This is a genomic window from Novosphingobium profundi (genome assembly GCF_018491765.1).
Taxonomy (GTDB): domain Bacteria; phylum Pseudomonadota; class Alphaproteobacteria; order Sphingomonadales; family Sphingomonadaceae; genus Novosphingobium; species Novosphingobium profundi.
Map to the genome: position 1 here is coordinate 73,815 of NZ_JABWCU010000013.1, position 20,842 is coordinate 94,656.

General features: G+C 68.4%; 20 protein-coding genes and 1 pseudogene. 8 read left to right on the forward strand and 13 right to left on the reverse strand.

The features are described from left to right. Positions 1-2 precede the first annotated feature (2 nt). The 3 genes and pseudogenes from HT136_RS15860 to HT136_RS15870 form a co-directional block, all read right to left on the reverse strand. A complete protein-coding gene (locus tag HT136_RS15860; RefSeq protein ID WP_214200770.1) occupies positions 3-521 on the reverse strand; it encodes a cytochrome b in 519 nt (172 codons plus the stop codon). A 270-nt stretch (positions 522-791) separates the two neighbouring features. After that, positions 792-2,183 carry a porin family protein gene (locus HT136_RS15865; protein ID WP_214200771.1) on the reverse strand — a complete coding sequence of 464 codons (1,392 nt, stop codon included), beginning with the start codon at positions 2,181-2,183 and terminating at the stop codon, positions 792-794. Between the two features lie 124 nt (positions 2,184-2,307). Further along, a pseudogene (locus HT136_RS15870) lies at positions 2,308-3,305 on the reverse strand (PQQ-dependent catabolism-associated beta-propeller protein). A gap of 161 nt (positions 3,306-3,466) precedes the next feature. Here HT136_RS15870 and pedF point away from each other — a divergent pair. From pedF to HT136_RS15895, 5 genes are all read left to right on the forward strand, one after another. Continuing rightward, complete coding sequence (pedF, locus tag HT136_RS15875; RefSeq protein WP_425516900.1) at positions 3,467-3,919, forward strand: cytochrome c-550 PedF; 453 nt, start codon at positions 3,467-3,469, stop codon at positions 3,917-3,919. A 5-nt stretch (positions 3,920-3,924) separates the two neighbouring features. Continuing rightward, on the forward strand, positions 3,925-4,812 hold the full coding sequence (locus HT136_RS15880; RefSeq protein WP_214200773.1) for a substrate-binding periplasmic protein: 888 nt from the start codon (positions 3,925-3,927) through the stop codon (positions 4,810-4,812). A gap of 326 nt (positions 4,813-5,138) precedes the next feature. Further along, entirely contained in the window at positions 5,139-6,881 is a 1,743-nt protein-coding gene (locus tag HT136_RS15885; protein ID WP_214200774.1) for a methanol/ethanol family PQQ-dependent dehydrogenase, read from the forward strand. Between the two features lie 91 nt (positions 6,882-6,972). Then, complete coding sequence (locus HT136_RS15890) at positions 6,973-7,653, forward strand: response regulator transcription factor (RefSeq protein WP_214200775.1); 681 nt, start codon at positions 6,973-6,975, stop codon at positions 7,651-7,653. Between the two features lie 44 nt (positions 7,654-7,697). Continuing rightward, the gene (locus HT136_RS15895; protein WP_246543776.1) at positions 7,698-8,159 is read left to right on the forward strand and encodes an acyl-CoA thioesterase; all 462 of its coding nucleotides are present in this window, start codon (positions 7,698-7,700) and stop codon (positions 8,157-8,159) included. A 15-nt stretch (positions 8,160-8,174) separates the two neighbouring features. On the opposite strand, the gene HT136_RS15900 is transcribed toward HT136_RS15895, so the two are convergent. The 6 genes from HT136_RS15900 to HT136_RS15925 form a co-directional block, all read right to left on the reverse strand. Then, positions 8,175-10,439, reverse strand: a complete 2,265-nt coding sequence (locus HT136_RS15900) for a hybrid sensor histidine kinase/response regulator (protein ID WP_214200776.1) — start codon at positions 10,437-10,439, stop codon at positions 8,175-8,177. A 37-nt stretch (positions 10,440-10,476) separates the two neighbouring features. Then, positions 10,477-11,628 carry an FIST N-terminal domain-containing protein gene (locus HT136_RS15905; protein ID WP_214200777.1) on the reverse strand — a complete coding sequence of 384 codons (1,152 nt, stop codon included), beginning with the start codon at positions 11,626-11,628 and terminating at the stop codon, positions 10,477-10,479. 185 nt (positions 11,629-11,813) lie between these two features. After that, a complete protein-coding gene (locus HT136_RS15910) occupies positions 11,814-12,218 on the reverse strand; it encodes a DUF779 domain-containing protein (protein WP_214200778.1) in 405 nt (134 codons plus the stop codon). Beyond that, entirely contained in the window at positions 12,215-12,523 is a 309-nt protein-coding gene (locus HT136_RS15915; RefSeq protein WP_214200779.1) for an EthD family reductase, read from the reverse strand. Before HT136_RS15915 ends, HT136_RS15910 begins: the two co-directional genes overlap by 4 nt. 177 nt (positions 12,524-12,700) lie before the next feature. Then, on the reverse strand, positions 12,701-14,221 hold the full coding sequence (gene adh / locus HT136_RS15920) for an aldehyde dehydrogenase (protein WP_214200780.1): 1,521 nt from the start codon (positions 14,219-14,221) through the stop codon (positions 12,701-12,703). Positions 14,222-14,361: 140 nt separating this feature from the next. Further along, positions 14,362-15,153 carry an aspartate/glutamate racemase family protein gene (locus HT136_RS15925; RefSeq protein WP_214200781.1) on the reverse strand — a complete coding sequence of 264 codons (792 nt, stop codon included), beginning with the start codon at positions 15,151-15,153 and terminating at the stop codon, positions 14,362-14,364. 141 nt (positions 15,154-15,294) lie between these two features. Between HT136_RS15925 and HT136_RS15930 the strand changes: the two genes are divergently transcribed. The 3 genes from HT136_RS15930 to HT136_RS15940 are packed head-to-tail and all read left to right on the forward strand — an operon-like array spanning position 15,295 to position 17,155. Next, positions 15,295-16,761 (forward strand): helicase HerA domain-containing protein, encoded by a 1,467-nt coding sequence (locus tag HT136_RS15930; protein WP_214200782.1) that lies wholly within the window; start codon positions 15,295-15,297, stop codon positions 16,759-16,761. Between the two features lie 11 nt (positions 16,762-16,772). Beyond that, positions 16,773-16,952 carry a DUF4169 family protein gene (locus HT136_RS15935; protein ID WP_214200783.1) on the forward strand — a complete coding sequence of 60 codons (180 nt, stop codon included), beginning with the start codon at positions 16,773-16,775 and terminating at the stop codon, positions 16,950-16,952. After that, the gene (locus HT136_RS15940) at positions 16,952-17,155 is read left to right on the forward strand and encodes a hypothetical protein (RefSeq protein WP_214200784.1); all 204 of its coding nucleotides are present in this window, start codon (positions 16,952-16,954) and stop codon (positions 17,153-17,155) included. The genes HT136_RS15935 and HT136_RS15940 overlap by 1 nt, the downstream gene beginning before the upstream one ends. A 113-nt stretch (positions 17,156-17,268) precedes the next feature. Here the strand turns inward: HT136_RS15940 and HT136_RS15945 are convergent, their stop codons facing one another. The 4 genes from HT136_RS15945 to HT136_RS15960 form a co-directional block, all read right to left on the reverse strand. Continuing rightward, positions 17,269-17,769, reverse strand: coding sequence for a hypothetical protein (locus tag HT136_RS15945; protein WP_214200785.1), 501 nt, complete (start codon positions 17,767-17,769; stop codon positions 17,269-17,271). A 173-nt stretch (positions 17,770-17,942) separates the two neighbouring features. Continuing rightward, on the reverse strand, positions 17,943-18,590 hold the full coding sequence (locus tag HT136_RS15950; RefSeq protein WP_214200786.1) for an SDR family oxidoreductase: 648 nt from the start codon (positions 18,588-18,590) through the stop codon (positions 17,943-17,945). A 154-nt stretch (positions 18,591-18,744) separates the two neighbouring features. Then, positions 18,745-20,061 (reverse strand): ATP-binding protein, encoded by a 1,317-nt coding sequence (locus HT136_RS15955; RefSeq protein WP_246543778.1) that lies wholly within the window; start codon positions 20,059-20,061, stop codon positions 18,745-18,747. Beyond that, positions 20,054-20,764, reverse strand: a complete 711-nt coding sequence (locus tag HT136_RS15960; protein WP_214200788.1) for a response regulator — start codon at positions 20,762-20,764, stop codon at positions 20,054-20,056. The genes HT136_RS15955 and HT136_RS15960 overlap by 8 nt, the downstream gene beginning before the upstream one ends. Between the last annotated feature and the right edge of the window lie 78 nt (positions 20,765-20,842).

The window sequence follows — 20,842 nt, forward strand, 5'->3', positions numbered from 1 at the left end:
CGTCAGAGCATGCGCCGCAGGATATCGTCGCGGACGAGGAAATGGTGGCGCAACGCAGCCAGCACGTGGCCGAGCACCAGCGCGATCAGAAGGTAGCCGCCCACCTCGTGCATCTCGTGGCCAATACCCGCCAGCACGCTGTCCTTCGCGACCGGCAGCTTGGGCATGTCGAACAGTCCGAACCACGAAAGCGGGTACTTGCCCGCCGACGCCATGATCCAGCCGGTTACCGGCATCGCGAGCATGAAAAGGTAGAGGACTACGTGCACGAGCTTGGCGGCAAGGACCTCCAGCGGCGTCATCGTCGCCGGGTAGGCGGGCGCGGTCCAGGTCAGGCGCCAGCCCAGGCGCACCAGCGAAAGGACGAGGATCGTCATCCCGATCGCCTTGTGCGCGGGCATGAGCGAAACCACCTTCTCGAGCGGCTCGTGCAGCAATCCGCCCGCGATATTGGCAATGATCAGGATCGCGATCAGCCAGTGCAGCGTACGTGCACCGGCGTTGTACTTCGCATTCGTCATCAATCACATCCCCCAACGCAGGCCGCCCCGCCAGCAACGGGGCGCACCCAGATCCACACGGACTTCCTGGTTACGGGTTATGATCGTTTCAGCAAGACGATTTTGCGCGCACCGTGCCTGGCGACGACGCGATCGGGCTCTTGCAATCTCGCGGGTGACGCTCCCGCGGCATCGATTGCCTGGAAAGGGTCCGCAGGGCCCCGCCATGAGGAGACAGGACCCTGCGGGGTGGCCGGACGGCAGCTTCACCCGCCCGGCCTCGGTGGAGCGTCAGAAGAACAGGATGCCCCCCATCGCGAGCGCGTCGCTTTCGGCCTCGTTGCCCGAATGCGCCTCGGCCTTGGAGTGGACGTATTCGCCGATCAGCGTGACCCAGCTGGTCAGGCTGTAGCGAAGCTGGCCGACGTAGCTGGAGTTGGTCCTGACGAGGTCCGGATTGGCGAGCGCGTCGGCGGCATTGGCATAGTCGAGCGAGCTTTCGCCATAGCTGCCGCCCACGGCGAACTTGCCGAAAGTGGCCAGCGCCTGGATGTAGAAGCCGTCGCTCGAACGCGGATTGCCTGCAAGGTCGGTGTCGAACAGGCCCAGCACGGTCGTGCCCAGCCCCTTGGCGGTGTACCAGTAGCCGGTGACCGCGAGCGCCCCCCCGGTGACCTTGGCGCCCAGGTCCAGCCCGCGCCCGGTGTAGTCGCCACCCATCAGCATGTCGTGCTTCTGAGTCACGCCCGAGGCCCATAGATGCGCACCCACGCCCCCGAACGAACCGTCGTAGGTCAGCTTGCCCTGGAAGCCGGGCTGCGAATTGGCCTGCGCCGGGCCGGTCAGCGAGCTCAGCGGCTGAAACACGCCGACGGCTGCCTGGAACCCGCCCAGCTTGGGACTGGTATAGGTCATCTGCGGCTGGAAGTCGGTGTAGATGTAGCCCGAACCGATCCGCCCCAACGTGGTGTTGGCGGGCGCCACGTTACCGCCGGGCGAACCCGAAGAGAGCAGCGTGATATCGTTGAGGATCGCGTCCGAACCGAACAGGCCGATGTCGCGGCCGATCTTCACCGTGCCGAAGTTGGGCTTGCCGAAAGTCAGGTAGGTCTGGCGCGCGTCGATGCCTGCCGTCGCCAGCGCGGTCGGCTGGCCGCCGTTGTTGGCGCCCAGCGCCCCCCAGGCGGCCGAGTTGATGCCGGGATAGAGCCCGAAGAAGGCGTTGATGTCCCAGCCCGCCTGCTTGGTCGCGACCGAGACGGTCAGGAAGCCGGGCAGGAGACCGTTGCGCACCGCGCTGGAATTCCTGGTGCCAACACTCGCGATGCCGCCCACGACCGAGGTCGTCGCCGATGGCGTGTCGGGATTGTCGTGGACGTAGAAGCCGTTGACCGATCCGGCGAACGTGATCGTGGCCGGACCGACCTCGAGGCCGATACCGCTTGCGGTGCGCTTGACGTAAAGCCCGTCGTCGACTGCGCCTCGCGCGGGTGCCGGCGAGGCGGCAACAGCTGGCGGCGCGGCCGCCTCGGCCAGAAGTTCGGCGTATTCCTCGTCCGACAGAATGCCTTTCTCGTGAAGGCGCTTGAGCAGGGTTTCCCCCGTACCGGCCAGGGCCGGCGCCGTCGTCATGGCCAGAACCCCCAGCGCGGCGGTGCCGCGCAGCATGATCTTCGCGATCATCGTTCATCCCCTCCTGTTTTTCGTGTGTCGACTATTCCTGCGACTGTCGACGACCATGAAGGGCGGGGGGGCCGCGCGATATTGGACTTTAGACCTTTGTACTTTTGACTAATTCGCGGCGCGCTCAGCGCCCCAGGGCGACGCCCCAGGGGCCCTTCCCGGCGGGAATCGTGGCCGAGACCTTCATCGCGGCAAGATCCACCAGCGAGAGCGTGTCGCTCGCCCCGTTGGCGACGAGCGCGTGCGTCCCCTCGGGCAGGATCGCCAGGTGCCAGGGGCGCTCTCCAACCGGCACGTAGCCGCGCACCGTCGCGCTCGCGACGTCGACGATCGCCACCGCGTTCGCGCGGCCCAGCGCCACCACCGCGGTCTTGCCGTCGGGGTGAAGCGGATACCGCAGGGCATGACCTTGTAGGCCGGGACACCGGGCGGCGCGAAGGTCAGCGTCTGGACCACCTTGCGCGTGGCGACGTCGGCGATGTGGACCGTGCCCGCCATCTCCGCCCCGATCCACACCTGCCCGCCGTCGGGCGTGAACTCGACATGGCGCGGGCGCGCGTCGGTTTCCATTTCCTCGACCACCGCGTGGCTGGGCACATCGACCCAGGCGACGACATTGTCCTCCTCGCTGGTGACCAGCAGCCATTTGCCGTCGGGGCTTTGCGCGATGCCCTCGGGCTCCTCGCCCACCGCGACCTGCCAGGCGACCTTGCCGGTCGCGAGGTCGACCGCGGTCGCCGCCGCGTTGTCCTCGTTCGCGACGAACAGCAGGCGCCCGTCGTAGGCAGGAAAGAACTGCTCGGGATCGGCACCCGAGGGCAGGGTCGCGACGAGCGCCCCGGTCTGCGGATCGCGCACTTCGACCGCGTTGTCGAGGCTGGCGCAGACGAGCAGGTACCTGCCGTCACGCGTCAGCGCGATCCCGCGCGGACGCTGGCCGACCTTCCATTCGGCGACGATGCGGTTGGTGGCGAGATCGACCACCGAGACGCTCGCCCCGCGCTCGTTGCTGACGTAGGCCCGGCCCGTGCTCTCGCCTGCGTAGGCAGGTGCGGCGACGAGACCGAAGGCGAAGGCGGCAACGCCGATAAGCCGCGCGCGGGTTTCGAAGATCCTCTCCATAGCCTTGGGAACTTAGGCTTTCCCGCGTTCCTGGGAATTGGACCTTGGTCTTGTACCATGGTCCAATTGGGTCGTGGTCGGAGCGTAAGCTAGATCAAGGTCAGCATTCGGGGACACCAGATCGAGCCCTGAGGTCGCAGAGGATGACTGACACCATGACGATGACAACCGGCCGTGCGGCCCTGATCGCGGCGGCGGCCATGACTTCGCTTACCCTTGGCACGACGCTCTTCGCCCACGGCAACGTCACCCCGCAGGCGGTCGACACCTCGGCCCTGCCCGACCTGGCCGGCGGCAACGACGTCTGGGTTGCCGAGAACCCCTATGCCGGTGCCGCGCCCGAGGTGAAGACCAAGGCCGCCGAGATCGGCGAGAGCGCCTATGGCCAGAACTGCGCGCGCTGCCACGGCCTCGAGGCCATCTCGGGCGGCATCGCGCCGGACTTGCGCTACCTCGAACTCGGCCCCTCGGGCGACGAATGGTTCGTCGAGCGCTTCCAGCACGGCTCGAGCCACGACGGCAAGGTCTACATGCCGCCCTTCGGCGAGGTGCTGGGCCAGAAGGCGGGCTGGGCGATCCGCACCTGGCTCGAAACCAAGCACACCGACGAGTAGGACCGATGGAGGGCTGTCGCAGGTCCCTCCTGAAGGGCCTCTTCGCCGCCGCAGGTGCGCTGGCCTTGCCAGCCGCCCTGCGGCCGTCCGCACTCCAGGCCGCCCCGCTCGAGAAAGTGCGCGCCAGTGGCGTGCTGCGCGTCGGGCTCTACGCCGACAACCGGCCCTGGTCATGGGACGCGCAGGGCAAGCCCGCCGGGATCGACGCCGATCTTGCCCGCGCGCTGGCCGAAACGCTGGGCGTGCGCGCCGACATCGCGCTGTTCACCGCCGACGAGGAGCTTTCGGACGACTTGCGCAACGTGGTCTGGCGCGGGGGCTTGCTCGGCTTCCAGCCCTGCGACGTCATGCTGCACGTACCCTTCGACCGCGCCCTGATGCAGCAGGAGGACAACGTCGTCTTCCTCGCGCCCTACTACCACGAGAGCTTCGCCGGGGCCTGCGCGCGCGATGCGGGCAATTGCGAGGTCGTGCCCGCGCAGTTCAAGGGGCACCCGATCGCCGCCGAACTCGATTCGATCCCCGACTTCTATCTCCTGGGCCATGCCGGCGGCGTGCTCGCCCGCGACGTGGTCCACACCCGCACCGGATACGAGGCCGTCTCCGCGCTCGGCGCGGGCAAGGCCGAGTTCGCCGTCGCCAGCCGCGCGCAGATCGAGGCGGCCATGGCCGACGCGCCCGAGGCGGGCATCCGCAAGCGCCGCGGCCCCCTGCCGATGATGCTCTCGCCCGGATGGGACATCGGCATCGCGGTCAAGGAGAACGCGCGGACCCTGGGCTTCGCGCTCGAGGCGGAGATCGACGCCATGATCGGCGATGGCCGCATGACCGCGCTCTTTTCCAGGCACGGTGTCGACTGGCAGCCCGCACTGGCGAGCCAGGGCGCACCGTGAACGGGGGGACGGGGGTACCGACTGCGACCGGTGCCCCCCGAACCGCGCACGAGACCGCGCACGAGGCCCCGCCCGATTTCCGGGCCGCGGATCCGACGGCTCCCAGCGCACCACGCGTCGCTCCGCATATCCCCCGAGCCATGGCGAAAGCCAGCTAAAACCCTTCGCGCCGATCCTGTCCTGCGCCGCGCCAAGCCCCCTCATCCCAAGGTGCAATTGTTTGGGCTTTTGCGCAGTCTAGGCTGCCTGCCAACGACCGGGGACATGGGGGCGCCATCGTCCGTAGAACGAATCCCCGGCGGCTCACCCCAAACAGGAGGGATAGGATGAAGAGGCGTTTTTCCCATTTTCTGGCAGGCCTGGCCGCCGCCACGGCGCTGGTTGCCACACCGGTTCTGGCCGAAGGGCCGACCAGCGCGGACCTGATGAACGACGCTTCCAGCCCGGACGACGTGCTCAGCTACGGCATGGGGCCCTGGCAGCAGCGCTTCTCCAGCCTCGACACGCTCAATTCCTCGAACGTCTCCAGGCTCGTGCCCGCCTTTGCCGCTTCGCTGGGGGGCGAGAAGCAGCGCGGCCAGGAAGCCCAGCCGCTGGTCTATGACGGCACGATCTACGTCACCGGCTCCTATTCGCGTCTCTTCGCCTTCGACGCGCGCACCGGCGAGAAGAAATGGGAATACAACGCCCGTCTGCCCGACGCGATCATGCCCTGCTGCGACGTCGTCAACCGCGGCGCGGCGATCCACGGCGACAAGGTGATCTTCGCCACGCTCGACGCGCACCTCGTCGCGCTCGACCGCAAGACCGGCAAGGTGATCTGGAACAAGAAGACCGCCGACTACCAGACCGGCTATTCGGCCACCGCCGCGCCGCTGATCGTCAAGGACATGGTCATCACCGGCAATTCCGGCGGCGAATTCGGCATCGTGGGCGAAGTGCAGGCGCGCAACGTCGACACCGGCGAGCTGGTCTGGTCGCGCCCGGTCATCGAGGGCCACATGGGCACGCTGAACGGCAAGCCGAGCACGATGACCGGCAAGCAGGGCGCGACCTGGACCGGCGACTTGTGGAAGACCGGCGGCGGCGCCACCTGGCTGGGCGGAACCTACGACCCGTCGACCAACATGCTCTTCTTCGGAACCGGCAACCCCGCGCCCTGGAACAGCCACTTGCGCCCCGGCGACAACCTCTACACCTCCTCCACCCTCGCGATCGACGCCGATACCGGCGAAATCAAGTGGCACTACCAGACCACCCCGCACGATGGCTGGGATTTCGACGGCGTGAACGAGTTCATCCCTTTCGACGCCACCGTCAACGGCAAGGCGATGAAGCTGGGCGCCAAGGCCGACCGCAACGGCTATTTCTACGTGCTCGACCGGACGAACGGCAAGCTGATCGGCGCGCACAAGTTCGTCATGCAGACCACTTGGGCCGATGGCATCAACCTCAAGACCGGACGTCCCAACTACATCGAGCAGGGCCGCCCCGGCGCGCCAAGCGGCGCCGAGAAGGGCAAGGTGGTGTTCTCCAGCCCCTCGTTCCTGGGCGGCAAGAACTGGATGCCGATGGCCTATTCGCAGGATACCGGCCTGTTCTACGTGCCTTCGAACGATTGGGGCATGGACATCTGGAACGAGCCGATCGCCTACAAGAAGGGGGCCGCCTACCTCGGCGCAGGCTTCACCATCAAGCCGATCGCCGAGGACCACATCGGGGCGCTGCGCGCGATGGATCCCAAGACCGGCAAGATCGTGTGGGAATACAAGAACCCCGCTCCGCTCTGGGGCGGCGTGCTGACCACCAAGGGCAATCTCGTCTTCACCGGCACCCCCGAAGGTTATCTCAAGGCCTTCGACGCCAAGACCGGCAAGGAGCTGTGGAAGTTCCAGACCGGCTCGGGCGTGGTCGGCTCGCCGATCACCTGGACGCAGGACGGCGAGCAGTACGTCGCGGTCATGTCGGGCTGGGGCGGCGCGGTCCCGCTGTGGGGCGGCGAGGTCGCCAAGACCTTCAAGGAAATCAGCCAAGGCGGCATGCTCTGGGTGTTCAAGCTGCCCAAGTAGGTCAGCGCATGCGATGACAACCGGAGCGCCAGCGCAACGAGGGAACCCTTGCGAGGCTGGCGCTCCACCCCTCCCCCGGGATATGACGAAGATGAACGCACTCGCACGGATGGATACGGCCATGGGTGACATGACGAGTCCCGACAAAGTCCTGATCGTCGACGATCATTCGCTCGTGCGCGACGGGCTTCGATCGATCTTCGACGACGCCTTTCCCGCCTGCGAGATCCTCGAGGCCGACAGCCTGGGCGGCGCGCTCGAGGCTCTGGCGAGTGGCGGCGACGTCGACCTCGTGCTGCTCGACCTCAACATCCCCGACGTCTCCCACCTCTCCGGCCTCGAGGCGCTGCGCGACCGCTTTCCCGCGACCCCGGTGGTGATGGTCTCGGGCGTGACCGACCGCAACGTCGTGCGCAACGCGCTCGCCGCGGGCGCGGCCGGCTTCGTGCCCAAGTCGCTCAAGCGCAGCGCCATCGTCGAGGCGCTCCAGCTCGTCCTCTCGGGCGAAATCTACACCCCCGAGCTCGAATGCGACGAGACCCAGACCGCCGAGGAAGACCAGATCCGCGCCCGCATCGAAACGCTCACCCCGCAGCAGCGTGTCGTCCTCGGCCACCTCGTGGCGGGCCGGCTCAACAAGCAGATCGCCTTTGAGCTCGACGTCTCGATGACCACGGTCAAGGCGCACGTCTCGGCGATCCTGCAGAAGATGAACGTGTTCAGCCGGACCCAGGCGGTGATCATGGCGGGCAAGATCGGCTTTCGTGCCTGAACGCTGGGCGGTGCGTGCGCGCATCGGGCTGGGCCTTGCTCCCCATGCCTGCTAATCCCGCCGCCATGAGCCGTGAACCCTTGCGCGAACGCGCCTATTACCGCGCCTTCCTGCCCATCGCCACGCGCTGGCGCGACAACGACGTCTATGGCCATGCCAACAACGTCGTCTATTATTCCTGGTTCGACACGGTGGTGAACACCTGGCTGATCGAGGCCGGGCTGCTCGACCTCGAGAGCCCGGCACCGCAAGGGCCGATCGGGCTCGTGGTCGAGACCGGCTGCCGCTACGCCGCCTCGGTGCAGTTCCCGCAGAAGCTCGAAGTGGGCCTGCGCGTCGCGCGGCTCGGCAGCTCGAGCGTGACCTATCACCTGGGCCTCTTTGTCGCGGGCGAGGACGTCGCGGCAGCCGAAGCGCACTACACCCACGTCTACGTCGATCGCGACAGCCGCCGCCCCACGCCGCTGCCCGAGGCCTGGCGCAGCGCCTTCGCCGCACTGACCTGATCGCCAGGGGGCCCGTCAGAGCACCTCGATCTGGCGCAGCAGGGCGCGCAGACGCGCAGGTTTGACCGGCTTGTTGAGAATCGGGAGGCCATGGCGTGCGGCGATCTCGGCCACCTCGGCGCTGCGGTCGGCGGTGATGAGCAGCGCGGGCACCTCGCGCGCCAGCCGCGCGCGCACCTGCGCCACGGCATCCTCGCCGGTTTGCCCATCGTCGAGGTGAAAGTCGACGATGAGCAGCGCCGGCTCCTGCTCGAGCGCGCCCGCAAGCACCGGATCATCGAGGCCGGAGGCCGCGATCGTGTCGAGCCCCCAGTTCTCGAGCAATGCCTCCATGCCGAGCAGGATCGCGGGATCGTTGTCGATCACGAGGACAAGCCCGCCGCTGCCGGTCTTGCCGCCCGGCTGGGCCGAGGCGCTTTCGCCGGTTTCGGCCTGGGGCTCGCAACGCGGCGCGCGAATGGTGAACGTCGCCCCCTCGCCCGGTGCCGTCGTCAGGTCGATCGCGTGGTCGAGCACGGCGGTCACGCGGCGAACGATGGCGAGACCAAGACCCTTGCCGGGGATACGCTGCGTCTTTCCGACACGGCGGAATTCCTCGAAGATCTGGGCCTGGTCCTCAGCCGCGATGCCCGGCCCGGTGTCGCGCACACTCACCCAGACTTCCTCCGCGCTGCCCCGCACCTCGACGCGCACGCTGCCCTCCTCGGTGTAGCGGATCGCGTTCGAGACGAAGTTCTGCAGCACGCGGCGCAGTAGTCGCGGGTCCGAACGCACCCAAAGGCCCGTCTCGGGGACCTCGAAATCGAGCCCTCCGGCCGCGGCCAGCGGCGCGAACTCGATACGCAGCGCGCCCAGGATATGGTCGAGCGAAAGCGGCTGGATCTCGGGCTGGACCGCACCGGCGTCGAGGCGCGAGATCTCGAACAGTGCCTCGAGCAGTTCCTCCACCGAATCGAGCGCGGTCGAGGCCTGCTGGACAAGGCTGGTCTGGCGCTCGGGCATGGCCATGCCGTCCATCGCCGAAACGAACAGCCGCGCGGCGTTGAGCGGCTGGAGCAGATCGTGGCTGGCCGAGGCGATGAAACTGGTCTTCGAACGGTTCGCGGTCTCGGCCTCGTTCTTGGCCTCGACCAGCTGGCGGTTGACCTCGACCAGTTCGGCGGTGCGCGCTTCGACGCGGCGTTCGAGCGTTTCCGCGGTTTCGGTGAGCGAGCGCTGGAAGCGCACGTGGTCGGTCACGTCGTCGAAGGTGAAGACCATGCCCCCGTTCTTGAGCGGAACCGAACGGATCACGACGTGGCGATCGCCCATCATGCACGCCGTCTCGAGCTGGCCGAGCGCGCGCGCCGCGCCTTCCTCGCGCCAGTCGAGCGCCTCGGGGCAGTCCAGCCCCTGCTTGCCCACGCACCAGCGCGAAAGCATGGCGTGAGTCTCGATACCCGGGTTGCCTTCGCGCGCGGTCCGCACGCCGTCGAGGCCAAGAATCGAAAGCACCCCCTCGTTCCAGGCCTGGAGGTTGCCCGCGGCGTCGAACAGGCAGACCCCCTCGGAGAGCGTGTCGAGCGTGGCCTGGAGCGCGAGGTTGCGCTCGGCCAGCTCGCGCGCGCGCTGGCGCGCGTCCTCGGCCTTGACCGTGGTGATGTCGGTGTAGATGCCGACGGTACCGCCCTGGCTGGTGCGCAGCTCGTTGATCTGGATCCAGCGCCCGTCCGACAGCGCCTGGACGTGCGCCCCCTGCGCCCGGCGATGCTGCGCGACGCGGTCCTTGAGCCAGCGCTCGGGCGCAATTCGCGATCCGATCGTCGCGCCGTGCCGGGCGAGGCGCGAGGCCAGCTCGGAGAATTCGGGCGCGCTGTCCGAGATCGACTCGAAGTAGGGGAAGATCTTCAGGAACGCCCGGTTGCACAGGATCATGCGATCCTCGTCGTCGAACAGGGCGAAGCCATCGGACAGCGATTCGATCGCGTCGCGCAGCAGCACGCGCGCGGCGGTGGCGTCGGCGTGGGCCTTGGCCAGTTCGGCGTTGGCGGTGTTGAGCCGCTCGAGCGCGATCTCCAGCGCCCCGGTGCGGTCGCGCACCATGGCCTCGAGCGAGATCGCCGTCTCGAACATCGAGAAGGCCCCGCCCTGCAGGTCGGTCGAACGCTCGACCCGGTCGATCAGCGCGGCGTTGATCTTTTCCAGTTGCGCCACCCGCTTGCGCAGGCGCGCCAGTTCGTCATCCGGTTCCTCGCCCGGTGCCGTTCCGCCCCCGGCATCCCCGCTTCGTTCGCGAAGCATGGCCTGTTCCTCTCCCTCTCGCGTCTCCTGTCGCGAATCACCTTCCTATCGCCAGACCACTGAACGTCTGGTTCATGTGGGCTGCGAGGAATTGCTCACCATAGGTGTTGAACCCGATGATCTTGTTGTCGACGTAAAGCCGCGAAAGCTCGCGCACGATCTGGCGGTCCTCCGCGTCGAGGCGGTTGAGCACGCAGTCGAAACCGATCACGTGGTCGATCGCGCCAACCTTGCGCGTGACCTTCGCGACCAGCTCGTTCATCCAGCGGATGCGGTCGATCGGCTCGCCGATGGTCAGCACGACGCCGGTGTCGATCGCGCAGTAGAAAGTCAGCGAACCGTCGGGATTGGCCGACTGAATCGAGCGCACGTGGTGCTGCCCGCCGGTGCGCACCATCGGCGGGTGCGCGGCAAAGAAATGCGCGTCGAGCACTTCGGGCGCCTGCCCGGTGAGGCGCACGTATTCCTCAGCCGCGGGCGCCGCGTTGATCTCGAAGACGGTGCGCGTCTGCGGGTCGGCCTCGGTGATCACCATGCGCGCGGGGCCGGGCCGGTAGGGGCTTTCGCAAAAGACGTGCATCGGCCGACGGCTGGTGAGCACCGCGATCACCGCGCAATCGCGGTGAAAGGCGCCCTCGTGAAGCACGCCGGTCTCACTGAAGGAAAGCCCGTCGCCGCTCGAACCGCCGATCAGCTGGATGTCGCCGAGCGCGTGCTGCGCGGTCATCGTCAGCAATTCCTCGCGGTGCGACAGCCCGTCGACGAAGAACAGCGCGACCTGGTGCACGTCCTGGACCGCCGCGTGGTCGAGCCGCGCGCCCGCCACCAACTGGCGGATCGCGCCTTGCGCCTCCTGCGGGTCGAAGTGGTCGAGCGCATCGAACCGCAGCGAGACCATCGAGAAGCTCTCGGCGGGAAATCCGACCAGCAGCACGCTTTCAGTGTCGTAGCCCCGGTCGCTGAGCTCGCCCGCACTGGTGCAGCCGATCAGCGGCACCCCGTCCAAATGCTCGCGCAGCGCGCGGGCCAGATCGTCACGGGGAAAACGATTGGAACAGAACAGCAAGGCGCCCGCGAGCTCGGCGCCATCGACCGCCTCGGCCAGTTCACGGGCGACCTGGCCCACGTCGGTCGCGCGCGAGGAACAGGTCAAAAGCGGCGTATCGCCATGCTCCAACTGGATCTGCATGCCTATTCCATCTCTCCCGGTGCGACCGTCTCGTTTCGTACAGCCCTGCCTCGTGCGTTCCCAAAGCCCTGCAATCGTTCGCGCGCCTACCCGTTTCTACGCCCGCAACCCGCCAAGTCCAAGCGGTTTGACCTATATGCGCCGCCTGTGTGCCGTTGCTGGACAGATGGCCCGGGTGCGCGGCCTCACTCGCCGAACGCGCGCCCACGCGGCGGCTCGCCCGCGGCTTCGAGGAGCGCGTTCTCGGCGTCGCTGAAGACCCGGCTGCGGATGAAGAAGCGCACGCCTTCGGGCGCCTCGAGGCTCATGCCCGAGCCGCGCCCCGGCACGACGTCGATGGTGACCTGGGTGTGGCGCCAATACTCGAACTGCGCCGCGCCGATCCACACCGGCGTGTTCCCGGTCAGCGTGCCGAGCAGCACGTCCTGCCCGCCCACCCGGAACTCGCCGGCAACGAAGCACATCGGCGCCGAGCCGTCGCAGCAGCCGCCCGACTGGTGGAACATCAGATCGCCGTGCCGCTCGCGCAGCCGCTCGATCCAGCTTTCCGCCTCAGGCGTGGCACGAATCCGGGGCGGGACCTCGCTCACACCACTTCGGCCACGACGACGCGGACACCGCCGGTCGCGAAATTGGCGAGGTCGGCCACCGCCGCCTGCGCCTCGGGCGAGGCCATCGCCGCCTCCATGCGCGCCGCATCGGCGAAGAAGATCTGCGCGGTGCGGTACCAGGGCGCCGGCGCGCCATCGGCACCCGGCAGGGCCTTGAGCAGGACCAGCCGCTCCACGTCGGGTATCCGCTCGGCAATCGGCATATGCGTGTCCGCGTAATAGGCCTCGAACGCCTGCGGATCCGTGGGATGGTCGTAGATGACGTTGAGCACGATGCGCGCCATGGCCTTTTCCTCTCGCCTATCCGCCCGCGTTCATCGCGGGCCTGTCCCGATCGTACCACCACCGCCCGTTTCCCGAACGAAAAAGACGGTGGGTGACTACGAAGGTCACCCACCGGTCCGAGAGTCCCGGCGCCTGCGGACTGGTGGAGTGAGAGGAGGCGCCGGGAGGGAGAGAGCTTAGAAGAACCCGAGCGCCTTGGGGCTGTAGCTGACGAGCAGGTTCTTGGTCTGCTGGTAGTGGTCGAGCATCATCTTGTGCGTCTCGCGCCCGATGCCCGACTGCTTGTATCCGCCGAACGCGGCGTGCGCGGGATACATGTGGTAGCAGTTGGTCCACACGCGCCCGGCCTGGATGCCGCGCCCGAAGCGGTAGGCGCGCGTTCCATCGCGGGTCCAAACACCCGCGCCCAGGCCATAGAGCGTGTCGTTGGCGATCGCGAGCGCCTCCTCGTCGGACGAGAACTTGGTGACCGAAAGCACCGGCCCGAAGATCTCCTCCTGGAAGATGCGCATCTTGTTGTGGCCCTCGAGCACGGTGGGCTGCACGTAGTAGCCCTGTGCCATGTCGCCCTGGTGCATCGCGCGTTCCCCGCCGGTGAGGACCCTGGCGCCCTCGTCGCGGCCGATCTGGATGTACGAGAGGATCTTCTCCATCTGGTCGTTCGAGGCCTGCGCGCCGATCATCGTCGCGGGATCGAGCGGACTGCCCAGCTTGATCGCCTCGACCCGCGCGATCGCCTTTTCCATGAAGGCGTCGTAGATCGATTCGTGCACCAGCGCGCGGCTCGGGCAGGTGCAGACCTCGCCCTGGTTGAGCGCGAACATCGTGAAGCCTTCGAGCGCCTTGTCGAGGTAGTCGTCGTCCTTGGCCATCACATCCTCGAAGAAGATGTTGGGGCTCTTGCCGCCCAGCTCGAGCGTGCAGGGGATGAGGTTCTCGCTCGCGTACTGCATGATCAGGCGGCCGGTGGTGGTCTCGCCGGTGAAGGCGATCTTGGCGATGCGCTTGTTGGTGGCGAGCGGCTTGCCCGCCTCGATGCCGAAGCCGTTGACGATGTTGAGCACGCCCGCGGGCAGCAGGTCGGCGATCAGTTCGGCGAGCACGAGGATCGACATCGGGGTCTGTTCGGCGGGCTTGAGGACCACGCAGTTGCCCGCGGCCAGCGCGGGCGCGAGCTTCCAGGCGGCCATCAGGATCGGGAAGTTCCAGGGAATGATCTGGCCGACGACGCCGAGCGGCTCGTGGAAGTGGTAGGCGACGGTGTCGTGGTCGATCTCGGCGATCGAGCCTTCCTGGGCCCGCACGCAGCTGGCGAAATAGCGGAAATGGTCGATCGCCAGCGGTACGTCGGCGGCGGTCGTCTCGCGGATTGGCTTGCCGTTGTCGATCGTCTCGACGAGCGCGAGCTTGTCGAGGTTGGCCTCGAGGCGGTCGGCGATCTTGAGCAGGGTGTTCGAACGCTCGATCGGCGAGGCCTTGCCCCAGGGATCCTTGGCGGCATGGGCGGCGTCGAGCGCGAGCTCGATGTCCTCGGCGGTGCCGCGCGCGACCTGGCACACGACCTGGCCGGTCACCGGCGAAACGTTGTCGAAGTACTGCCCCTTGACCGGGGCAACCCAGGTGCCGCCGATGAAATTGTCGAACTTGTCCCGGATGAGCGTGTCACCCGAGAACTTGCTCATGGCCTGTTCCAACATCCCCATATCTCCATTTGACCACATCGCTCTTACGCGATTTTTCGCAGTCGAGTTTGGGACGCAGGACGGCGCGCGCCAATTGTACCATGGAACGATAGACCTTGGTCGCGGGTCCGGCGCCAGGCCCGCCAAGCGCGATTTCAGAAGGCTTGCGCGACCACGCAGACCGGGCAGGCCTCCTCGGGCAGGTCGGCGACGGCATCGACCATCGCGCGCACCGCCGCGAGCCGCGCGACGGGCGGCTGCGCCGGCTTCGGTGCGGCGCTGGCGGCACGCTGCACGGCCAGCCGGGCCGCCTCGCGCAGCGGATTTATCACCGGCACGCGCGAAGCTTGCGCCAGGCGCGCCGCGATCGGCGACATGCACGTGCAGCCGAGCAGGATCGCCTCGGCCCCTTGTGCACAGGCCCGCGCAATCGCCGCATCGATCCGCGCGAGCAAGGTTTGCGCCCCCGACCCGACCTGGCCGAGATACCCCTCGGGGCCGGACAGGTTGGCGAGGTCCTCCTCCAGCCCGACATTGTGGATGGCAAGGCAGCTTGCCTCGTGTCCGTAGGCGCGCAGCAGCCCCTCGGGCACGAAGTTCATCGAGGCCGGCCAGACCGTGACGATCGCGAATCGGCCCCGTTCGGCCGCGGCCCCCATGCCCGCCTCGCCCGCACCGACCACGGGTCGCGCGCTTACGGCGCGCAGCGCGGCCAGGCCGTAGTCGCCCAGCGTGTCGAGCACGAGCGCGTCGACGTCCGCCTCGAGCGCGCAGAGCCCGGCCTCGAGATGCCCGAGCGCCTGCATGTCGCGCTCGAGCGGCCCGGAAGGGAACACGCCCACGCGCGAAGGCCAGGCCTCGAGCCGGGTTCCCTCGGGCAGGTCCGCCATCAATTCGGGGCGCACCGGCCCCAGGCTGCGCGGGGTACCGACCAGGGCGAGGCGCATCGCGGATCTCCTTCAATTGATCTAAGTATGTGCCAATTTGACAGGCAGCCCGCAAGTCCGGCGCCGTCCAGCCCGTCGCTTGCGGAAAACCTGCCTGCGCGCACTTGCCTCCCCCCGCCCCGATTTGCCATGAGGCTGACCGTGAGCGCGAACATCGTCATCGGCAACGCGGCCACCGGCCAGCCGACAGAAATCGACATCAAGGAACTTCTCGCGACCCGCCTGCTGGTGCAGGGCAATTCCGGGTCCGGCAAGTCGCACCTGCTGCGCCGCCTGCTCGAAGAGAGCGCCAGCATCGTCCAGCAGATCGTGATCGACCCCGAAGGCGACTTCGTCAGCCTGGCCGAGGAATTCGGCCACGTGGTGATCGACGGCGCGGCTTACGGCGAGGCCGAAATCGTCAAACTGGGCGCGCGCATCCGCCAGCACCGCGCCTCGGTCGTGCTCGCGCTCGACGAGCTGGAAATCGACCAGCAGATGAAGTGCGCCGCGCAGTTCCTCAACGCCCTGTTCGATGCCCCGCGCGACCAGTGGTACCCCGCGCTGGTGGTGGTCGACGAGGCCCAGCTCTTCGCGCCCGCCGCCGCCGGCGAAGTCTCCGAAGAGGCGCGCCGCGTGTCGCTGGGCGCGATGACCAACCTCATGTGCCGTGGGCGCAAGCGCGGCCTGGCCGGCGTGATCGCCACGCAGCGACTCGCAAAGCTCGCCAAGAACGTTGCGGCCGAAGCCAGCAACTTCCTGATGGGGCGCACCTTCCTCGACATCGACATGGCGCGCGCGGCCGACCTTCTGGGCATGGAGCGCCGCCAGGCCGAAGAGATCCGCGATCTGGGTCGCGGCGAGTTCCTGGGCCTTGGCCCCGCCATCGCGCGCCGCCCGGTCAAGACCCGGATCGGATCGGTGAAAACCGGCGCCAAATCGGTGACGCCCGGCCTGATGCCGCTGCCCGAGGCCTCCACCGAGGACATGCGCGAGCTGCTTCACGACAATCTCCACGTCGAGCCGGAAAAGCCCGATTTCGTGCGGCCCGTGCGGCGGCGCATCGAGATGGAGGAGCTCTCCGACAGCATCTCTTCGGGCCCGGCTGCCGAGGCCCTGCCCCCGCGCCCCGAACGGCCCGAGCCCGAGCCGGAGGAAAACCGCGAGGCGATGCTCGAGATCCTCAATGCCATGGCCAAGGACGAGGACAGCCTGTTCCAGTCCTCGACCACGCTGTTCCAGGATTTCACGATCCGCTGCCGAATGAAGGGCATCTCGGTGCGCGGCCTCGACGCGACGATGTTCCGCCGGGGCTTTGCCGCCGCCGTCGCCGGGATCGAGAACCCCGAGGACGAGCGCTGGTTCGACCTCGTCAACCTCGCCAAGCACGTCCCCGACGACGCGCTCGCGCCGTTCTACGTGATCGCCCGCGCGGCGATGGACGGCGAGCCCTGCCCCGACGACGAGACGCTGGCGCGCATCTACGGCACAAGCTCGCCGCGCCGCATCCAGCGCCTGCTCGACTACCTCGAAAAGGACGGGCTCATCGTCGTGCGCACCGATTTTGCCGGAAAGCGTTCGGTGGGCGTGCCCGATCTGGGCGTGACAACCGCCGCCGTCGAGGCGTAGACTGGCCCTCGATGGCCGAGATCGTCAACCTTCGCATGGCCCGCAAGGCCAGGGCCCGCGCCGACGCCGGTGCGAAAGCCGAGCAAGCGCGCGCGCGACATGGCCAGACCAAGGGCGAACGCGCTATCCGCGCGGCCGAAATCGCCCGCCTCGAACGCACCGTGGAGGGCGCGAAGCGCGAGACGGACTGATGCGCACCACCTATCTCGAAGCGACCGTCCGGCTCTATCACCTGAGCGATGCGATGGAGGGCGGCGCGGCCGAAACGCTGTTCTACGGCCCCCTCACCGAGGCCATGCGCATTGCCGACCTGCAGGACGAGGCGACGCAGGAAGGCCTGTTCATTGCGACCGACAACGACGTGGTCGCCTATCTCGATCTGCTGGAAGGATAAGGGGATACAAGGGGCCATCGCCCCTTGAACCCCAATACCATCTGGGCCGTGCCTTGCCCTCGACGGTCATGGGAGCTCGAGGGCGATGGCCCTCGAAACCCCTTCGCTCTTCCTTAGAAGCGCGCCTGCAGACCGGCGGCGAGGTAGCCGTCGCCCACGTTCACCTTGGCATCGATGCGCGGCAGGACCGGCATGCCCGCCGTGCCATAGGCGCGCACCGAATCGCCCATCACGCGCGCGCCCACGCCCAGCGTCACCATCGGCAGGCTGTAGGTCGCCTCGACGCGGCCATAGGCCTTGAGGCCGGTGCCGTCGCAGTGCTTGTCGTCGACCGCGACGTCATCGGCGCGGCGGTAGCACACGCCGTCATCCGAGGTGAAGCGCGGGTGGTCCTTGTCGTAGAGGAAGGCGCCGACCGAGGGGGTGAACTTGAAGCCGCCGTCCTCGAGGATCGGGTAACCCACGCCGATCTCGCCGCCCCACTGGCCCTGCCACTTGGCGACATTGGCCTCGGCGGTGACTTGTGCGGCAGCCGGGGCTGCGGCGAGCGTTGCGCCGGCGGCAAGTGCTGCGGCGAAGGCAAGGGTGTTGCGATAAGGCTTGGCGGACGACATCGGGGGAGTTCCTTCCTGCTGGGAGCGGGCCTTGCCTGCGCACACCGCACGAGGCCCGTCGATTACGGGGGCTGTGTGCGCAAGGACGGCCCGGCGGGCAACCCGCCCGGGCTCGCCCCGTCGCGACATGGAATCGATTCGTCGCGCGAATGCAGGTGTTTACGCCCGGCCGATCACCCCATCGCGTCAAGCGCCTGACCCAGCGGCGTCTCCCCCTCGGTCAGCTCGAGGATGATTCGCGAGAGCTGCGGGCGCTCGAGCAGGCCAAGCAGCGCCTGCGCCACGTCGTCGCGCGGAACCGAGCCGTAAGGCAGCGCGAGGCCCAGGCTCACCCGCCCCGTCCCCGGCGCGTCGCGCAGCGTGCCCGGGCGCAGGATCACCCAGTCGAGCGCGCTTTGCGCAAGGTAGGCGTCGGTCCGCTTCTTGACAGCCATGTAGTTCTCGAAGCCCTCCTGCGGCGCGGCATTGCGCCCCGCCTCGGGGAAGGCGGAAACCAGCACGAAGCGCGCGACGCCCGCAAGCTGCGCCGCCTCGACCGCCTTGACGAGGCCCTCGCCGTCGATGGCGTTGGTCAGCGCGATGCCCGCGCCGCCCGCGCCCGCGGTGAACACGACCGCATCGGCTCCCGCCATCAGCTCCGCAAGCGCCTCGCGGGAGATGCGCGTAATGTCGCCCTCAAGGGGAACTGCGCCCGCCGCGCGCAGGGCCTCGGCCTGCTCGGGCTTGCGGTGGAAGGCGAGCGGCGTGTGTCCGGCCTCGGCCAGCAGGGGCACGAGACGCGAGCCGACCTTGCCGGCTGAACCGATGATGAAGACGTTCATGGCGAAAGGATCCTGTCATTCGGCGACGCGGGGGGCACGGCGTCCTGGCCGTGTGCCTCTGGGCGTCAGGGAGGGGCGTCGAGGGGAATTCCCCATGTCGGGACGACCCGCACCCTTCGCAAGCCTGGGGCGCGAAACGCCGCGACCTGCGCTCTCAACCGGCTGCGCTGCGCGGCAGAACGATCCGCGCTTCGAACCCGAAGCCGCCTTGCGCGAATTCCAGCCGTCCGCCCTGGGCCAGCGCCACCCGCTCGGCAATCGCGAGGCCAAGCCCGGCCCCGTCGCCGCTGCGCGCGCTGTCGCCGCGCGCGAAGGGGCGCGTGAGTTCTTCGGCGCGCGCTGCGTCAAAACCCTCGCCCGCATCGCCGACGACGACGATCGCCTCGCGCGGGGTCGCGCGCAGCTCGAGCGTGATCGGCGCCGTGCCGTGGCGCAGGGCATTGCCCAGCAGATTGCCGACCGCGCGCGACACGGCCAGCGTGCGCAGCGGCAGCTCGACACCTTCGGGCAGGAACGCGCGCACCTGGTTCTCGGGATCGGTGTCGCGCAGGATCATGACCAGCAGCAGCCCCAGGTCACACGAACGCACCGCCTCGTTCTGAAACCCGCGCGCGAAGTCGAGGAACTGCTCGAGCATGGCCTCGATCCGGTCGACCTGCCGCTCCGCGCTCGCCTCCAGCTCGGCGTCGTCCCCCTGCATCATCTCGAGGCACAGTCGCAGCCGGGTGAGTGGGGTACGCAAGTCGTGGCTGACGCCCGCGAGCATGAGCGAGCGTTCCGCCTCCTCGCCGCGCAACCGCTCGGCCATGCGGTTGAAGGCGCCGGCGACCGCGGCCACCTCGCGCGGACCGGCTACGGCGACGGCCGCGCTCTCGCGCTGCGGATCGTAGGCCTCGACTTCGGCGGCGAGCCGGCGCAGCGGTGCATCGAGCCGACGCTGGAGGTAGAGGCCCGCCGCCACCGCCACCACGAAGGCCGAGGCCAGCGCATAGACCAGGCTGGCAAGCGCGCTGCGCTGGCTGGGCGGGGTGGCGCTCACCCAGTAGGAATTCGCGCCCAGCCGCAGGCGGAACCACAGGCGATTGCCCTCGCCCTTGCGCCAGTCGAGGTTCTGGTCGGGCGCCAGCCGGGCGTTCATCGCGCGGATGAAGCGGCGTTCGATGTAGCTGGGAAAGCGCGCGCGCGGCGCCGCGCCCGAAAGGCGGGTGCGGATCTCGATCTCTCCGCCCCGCTCGAAACGCGCCAGAACCGCGCGCTGCCGGTCCACCGGCAGGCCCTCCATGCCCTGCGAGATGCCCAGGACCATGTCCGCGCTCACCGCCGCCACCCGCTCGATCTGCGGCCCCATCACGAAGAGCACCACGAAGAGCCCGGCAAGAATCTGCCCGGCAAGCACGACCGCCACCATCAGCGCCACGTTGCGCCGCAGGAGTGAGCGCGGCCGCCCTGCCCCGCCGCGCCGCCTAAACATCGTCGCCCGCCACCAGGACATAGCCCAACCCCCAGACAGTGCGCAGATAGCGCGGATCGGCGCCATCGTCGCCGATCGCCTTGCGCAGCCGTCCCACCTGCACGTCGATCGCCCGATCAGTCACTTCGGCATCGCGGCCGAGCGCCCGGTCGATCAGCTGCGCGCGCGTGAGCGGACGCCCCGGGCTGCGCGCGAAGGCCGCGAACAGCGCGAATTCGCGCGAGGACAAGGCGAGCACTTCCCCCTCGCGCGTCACCACCCGCGTCGCGTGGTTGATGGTGAAGGGGCCAACGGTCACGCTTTCCTCGCGTCCGATCACCCGCTCGGGGGCCATCCGGCGCAGCAGCGCGGCAATGCGCGCCACCAGCTCGCGCGGCAGGAAGGGCTTTGCCAGATAATCGTCGGCCCCCATCTCGAGCCCGACCACGCGGTCGACCGGATCGCCGCGCGCGGTCAGCATGATCACCGGCACCGGATCGCCCACGACGCGCAGGCGCCGCAGGATCGCCAGCCCGTCCTCGCCCGGCATCATCAGGTCGAGCACGATGACGTCGGCCGGCTCGCGCTGGAGCGCCTGGTCCATGCCGCGCCCCGAATCGACCGCGCGCACGGCGAAGCCGTGCTCGGAGAGGAAGCGCTGCAGGAGGCTGCGCAATTCGGGGTCATCATCGACGACGAGGATTCGCGGCGGCTTTTCGGTCATGCGCAAAGCTGATGCCACCGCCCCGCGCGCACGGCCAGAGGCGAAGCTGTGACAAACCGTGACACCGTCCGCCTCCTG

Coding starts and splice junctions, on each gene's coding strand:
- HT136_RS15860 (WP_214200770.1), bottom strand. CDS start 521: ATGACGAATGCGAAGTACAACGCCGGTGCACGTACGCTGCACTGGCTG.
- HT136_RS15865 (WP_214200771.1), bottom strand. CDS start 2,183: ATGATCGCGAAGATCATGCTGCGCGGCACCGCCGCGCTGGGGGTTCTG.
- pedF (WP_425516900.1), top strand. CDS start 3,467: ATGACAACCGGCCGTGCGGCCCTGATCGCGGCGGCGGCCATGACTTCG.
- HT136_RS15880 (WP_214200773.1), top strand. CDS start 3,925: ATGGAGGGCTGTCGCAGGTCCCTCCTGAAGGGCCTCTTCGCCGCCGCA.
- HT136_RS15885 (WP_214200774.1), top strand. CDS start 5,139: ATGAAGAGGCGTTTTTCCCATTTTCTGGCAGGCCTGGCCGCCGCCACG.
- HT136_RS15890 (WP_214200775.1), top strand. CDS start 6,973: ATGAACGCACTCGCACGGATGGATACGGCCATGGGTGACATGACGAGT.
- HT136_RS15895 (WP_246543776.1), top strand. CDS start 7,698: ATGCCTGCTAATCCCGCCGCCATGAGCCGTGAACCCTTGCGCGAACGC.
- HT136_RS15900 (WP_214200776.1), bottom strand. CDS start 10,439: ATGCTTCGCGAACGAAGCGGGGATGCCGGGGGCGGAACGGCACCGGGC.
- HT136_RS15905 (WP_214200777.1), bottom strand. CDS start 11,628: ATGCAGATCCAGTTGGAGCATGGCGATACGCCGCTTTTGACCTGTTCC.
- HT136_RS15915 (WP_214200779.1), bottom strand. CDS start 12,523: ATGGCGCGCATCGTGCTCAACGTCATCTACGACCATCCCACGGATCCG.
- adh (WP_214200780.1), bottom strand. CDS start 14,221: ATGTTGGAACAGGCCATGAGCAAGTTCTCGGGTGACACGCTCATCCGG.
- HT136_RS15925 (WP_214200781.1), bottom strand. CDS start 15,153: ATGCGCCTCGCCCTGGTCGGTACCCCGCGCAGCCTGGGGCCGGTGCGC.
- HT136_RS15935 (WP_214200783.1), top strand. CDS start 16,773: ATGGCCGAGATCGTCAACCTTCGCATGGCCCGCAAGGCCAGGGCCCGC.
- HT136_RS15940 (WP_214200784.1), top strand. CDS start 16,952: ATGCGCACCACCTATCTCGAAGCGACCGTCCGGCTCTATCACCTGAGC.
- HT136_RS15945 (WP_214200785.1), bottom strand. CDS start 17,769: ATGTCGTCCGCCAAGCCTTATCGCAACACCCTTGCCTTCGCCGCAGCA.
- HT136_RS15950 (WP_214200786.1), bottom strand. CDS start 18,590: ATGAACGTCTTCATCATCGGTTCAGCCGGCAAGGTCGGCTCGCGTCTC.
- HT136_RS15955 (WP_246543778.1), bottom strand. CDS start 20,061: ATGTTTAGGCGGCGCGGCGGGGCAGGGCGGCCGCGCTCACTCCTGCGG.
- HT136_RS15960 (WP_214200788.1), bottom strand. CDS start 20,764: ATGACCGAAAAGCCGCCGCGAATCCTCGTCGTCGATGATGACCCCGAA.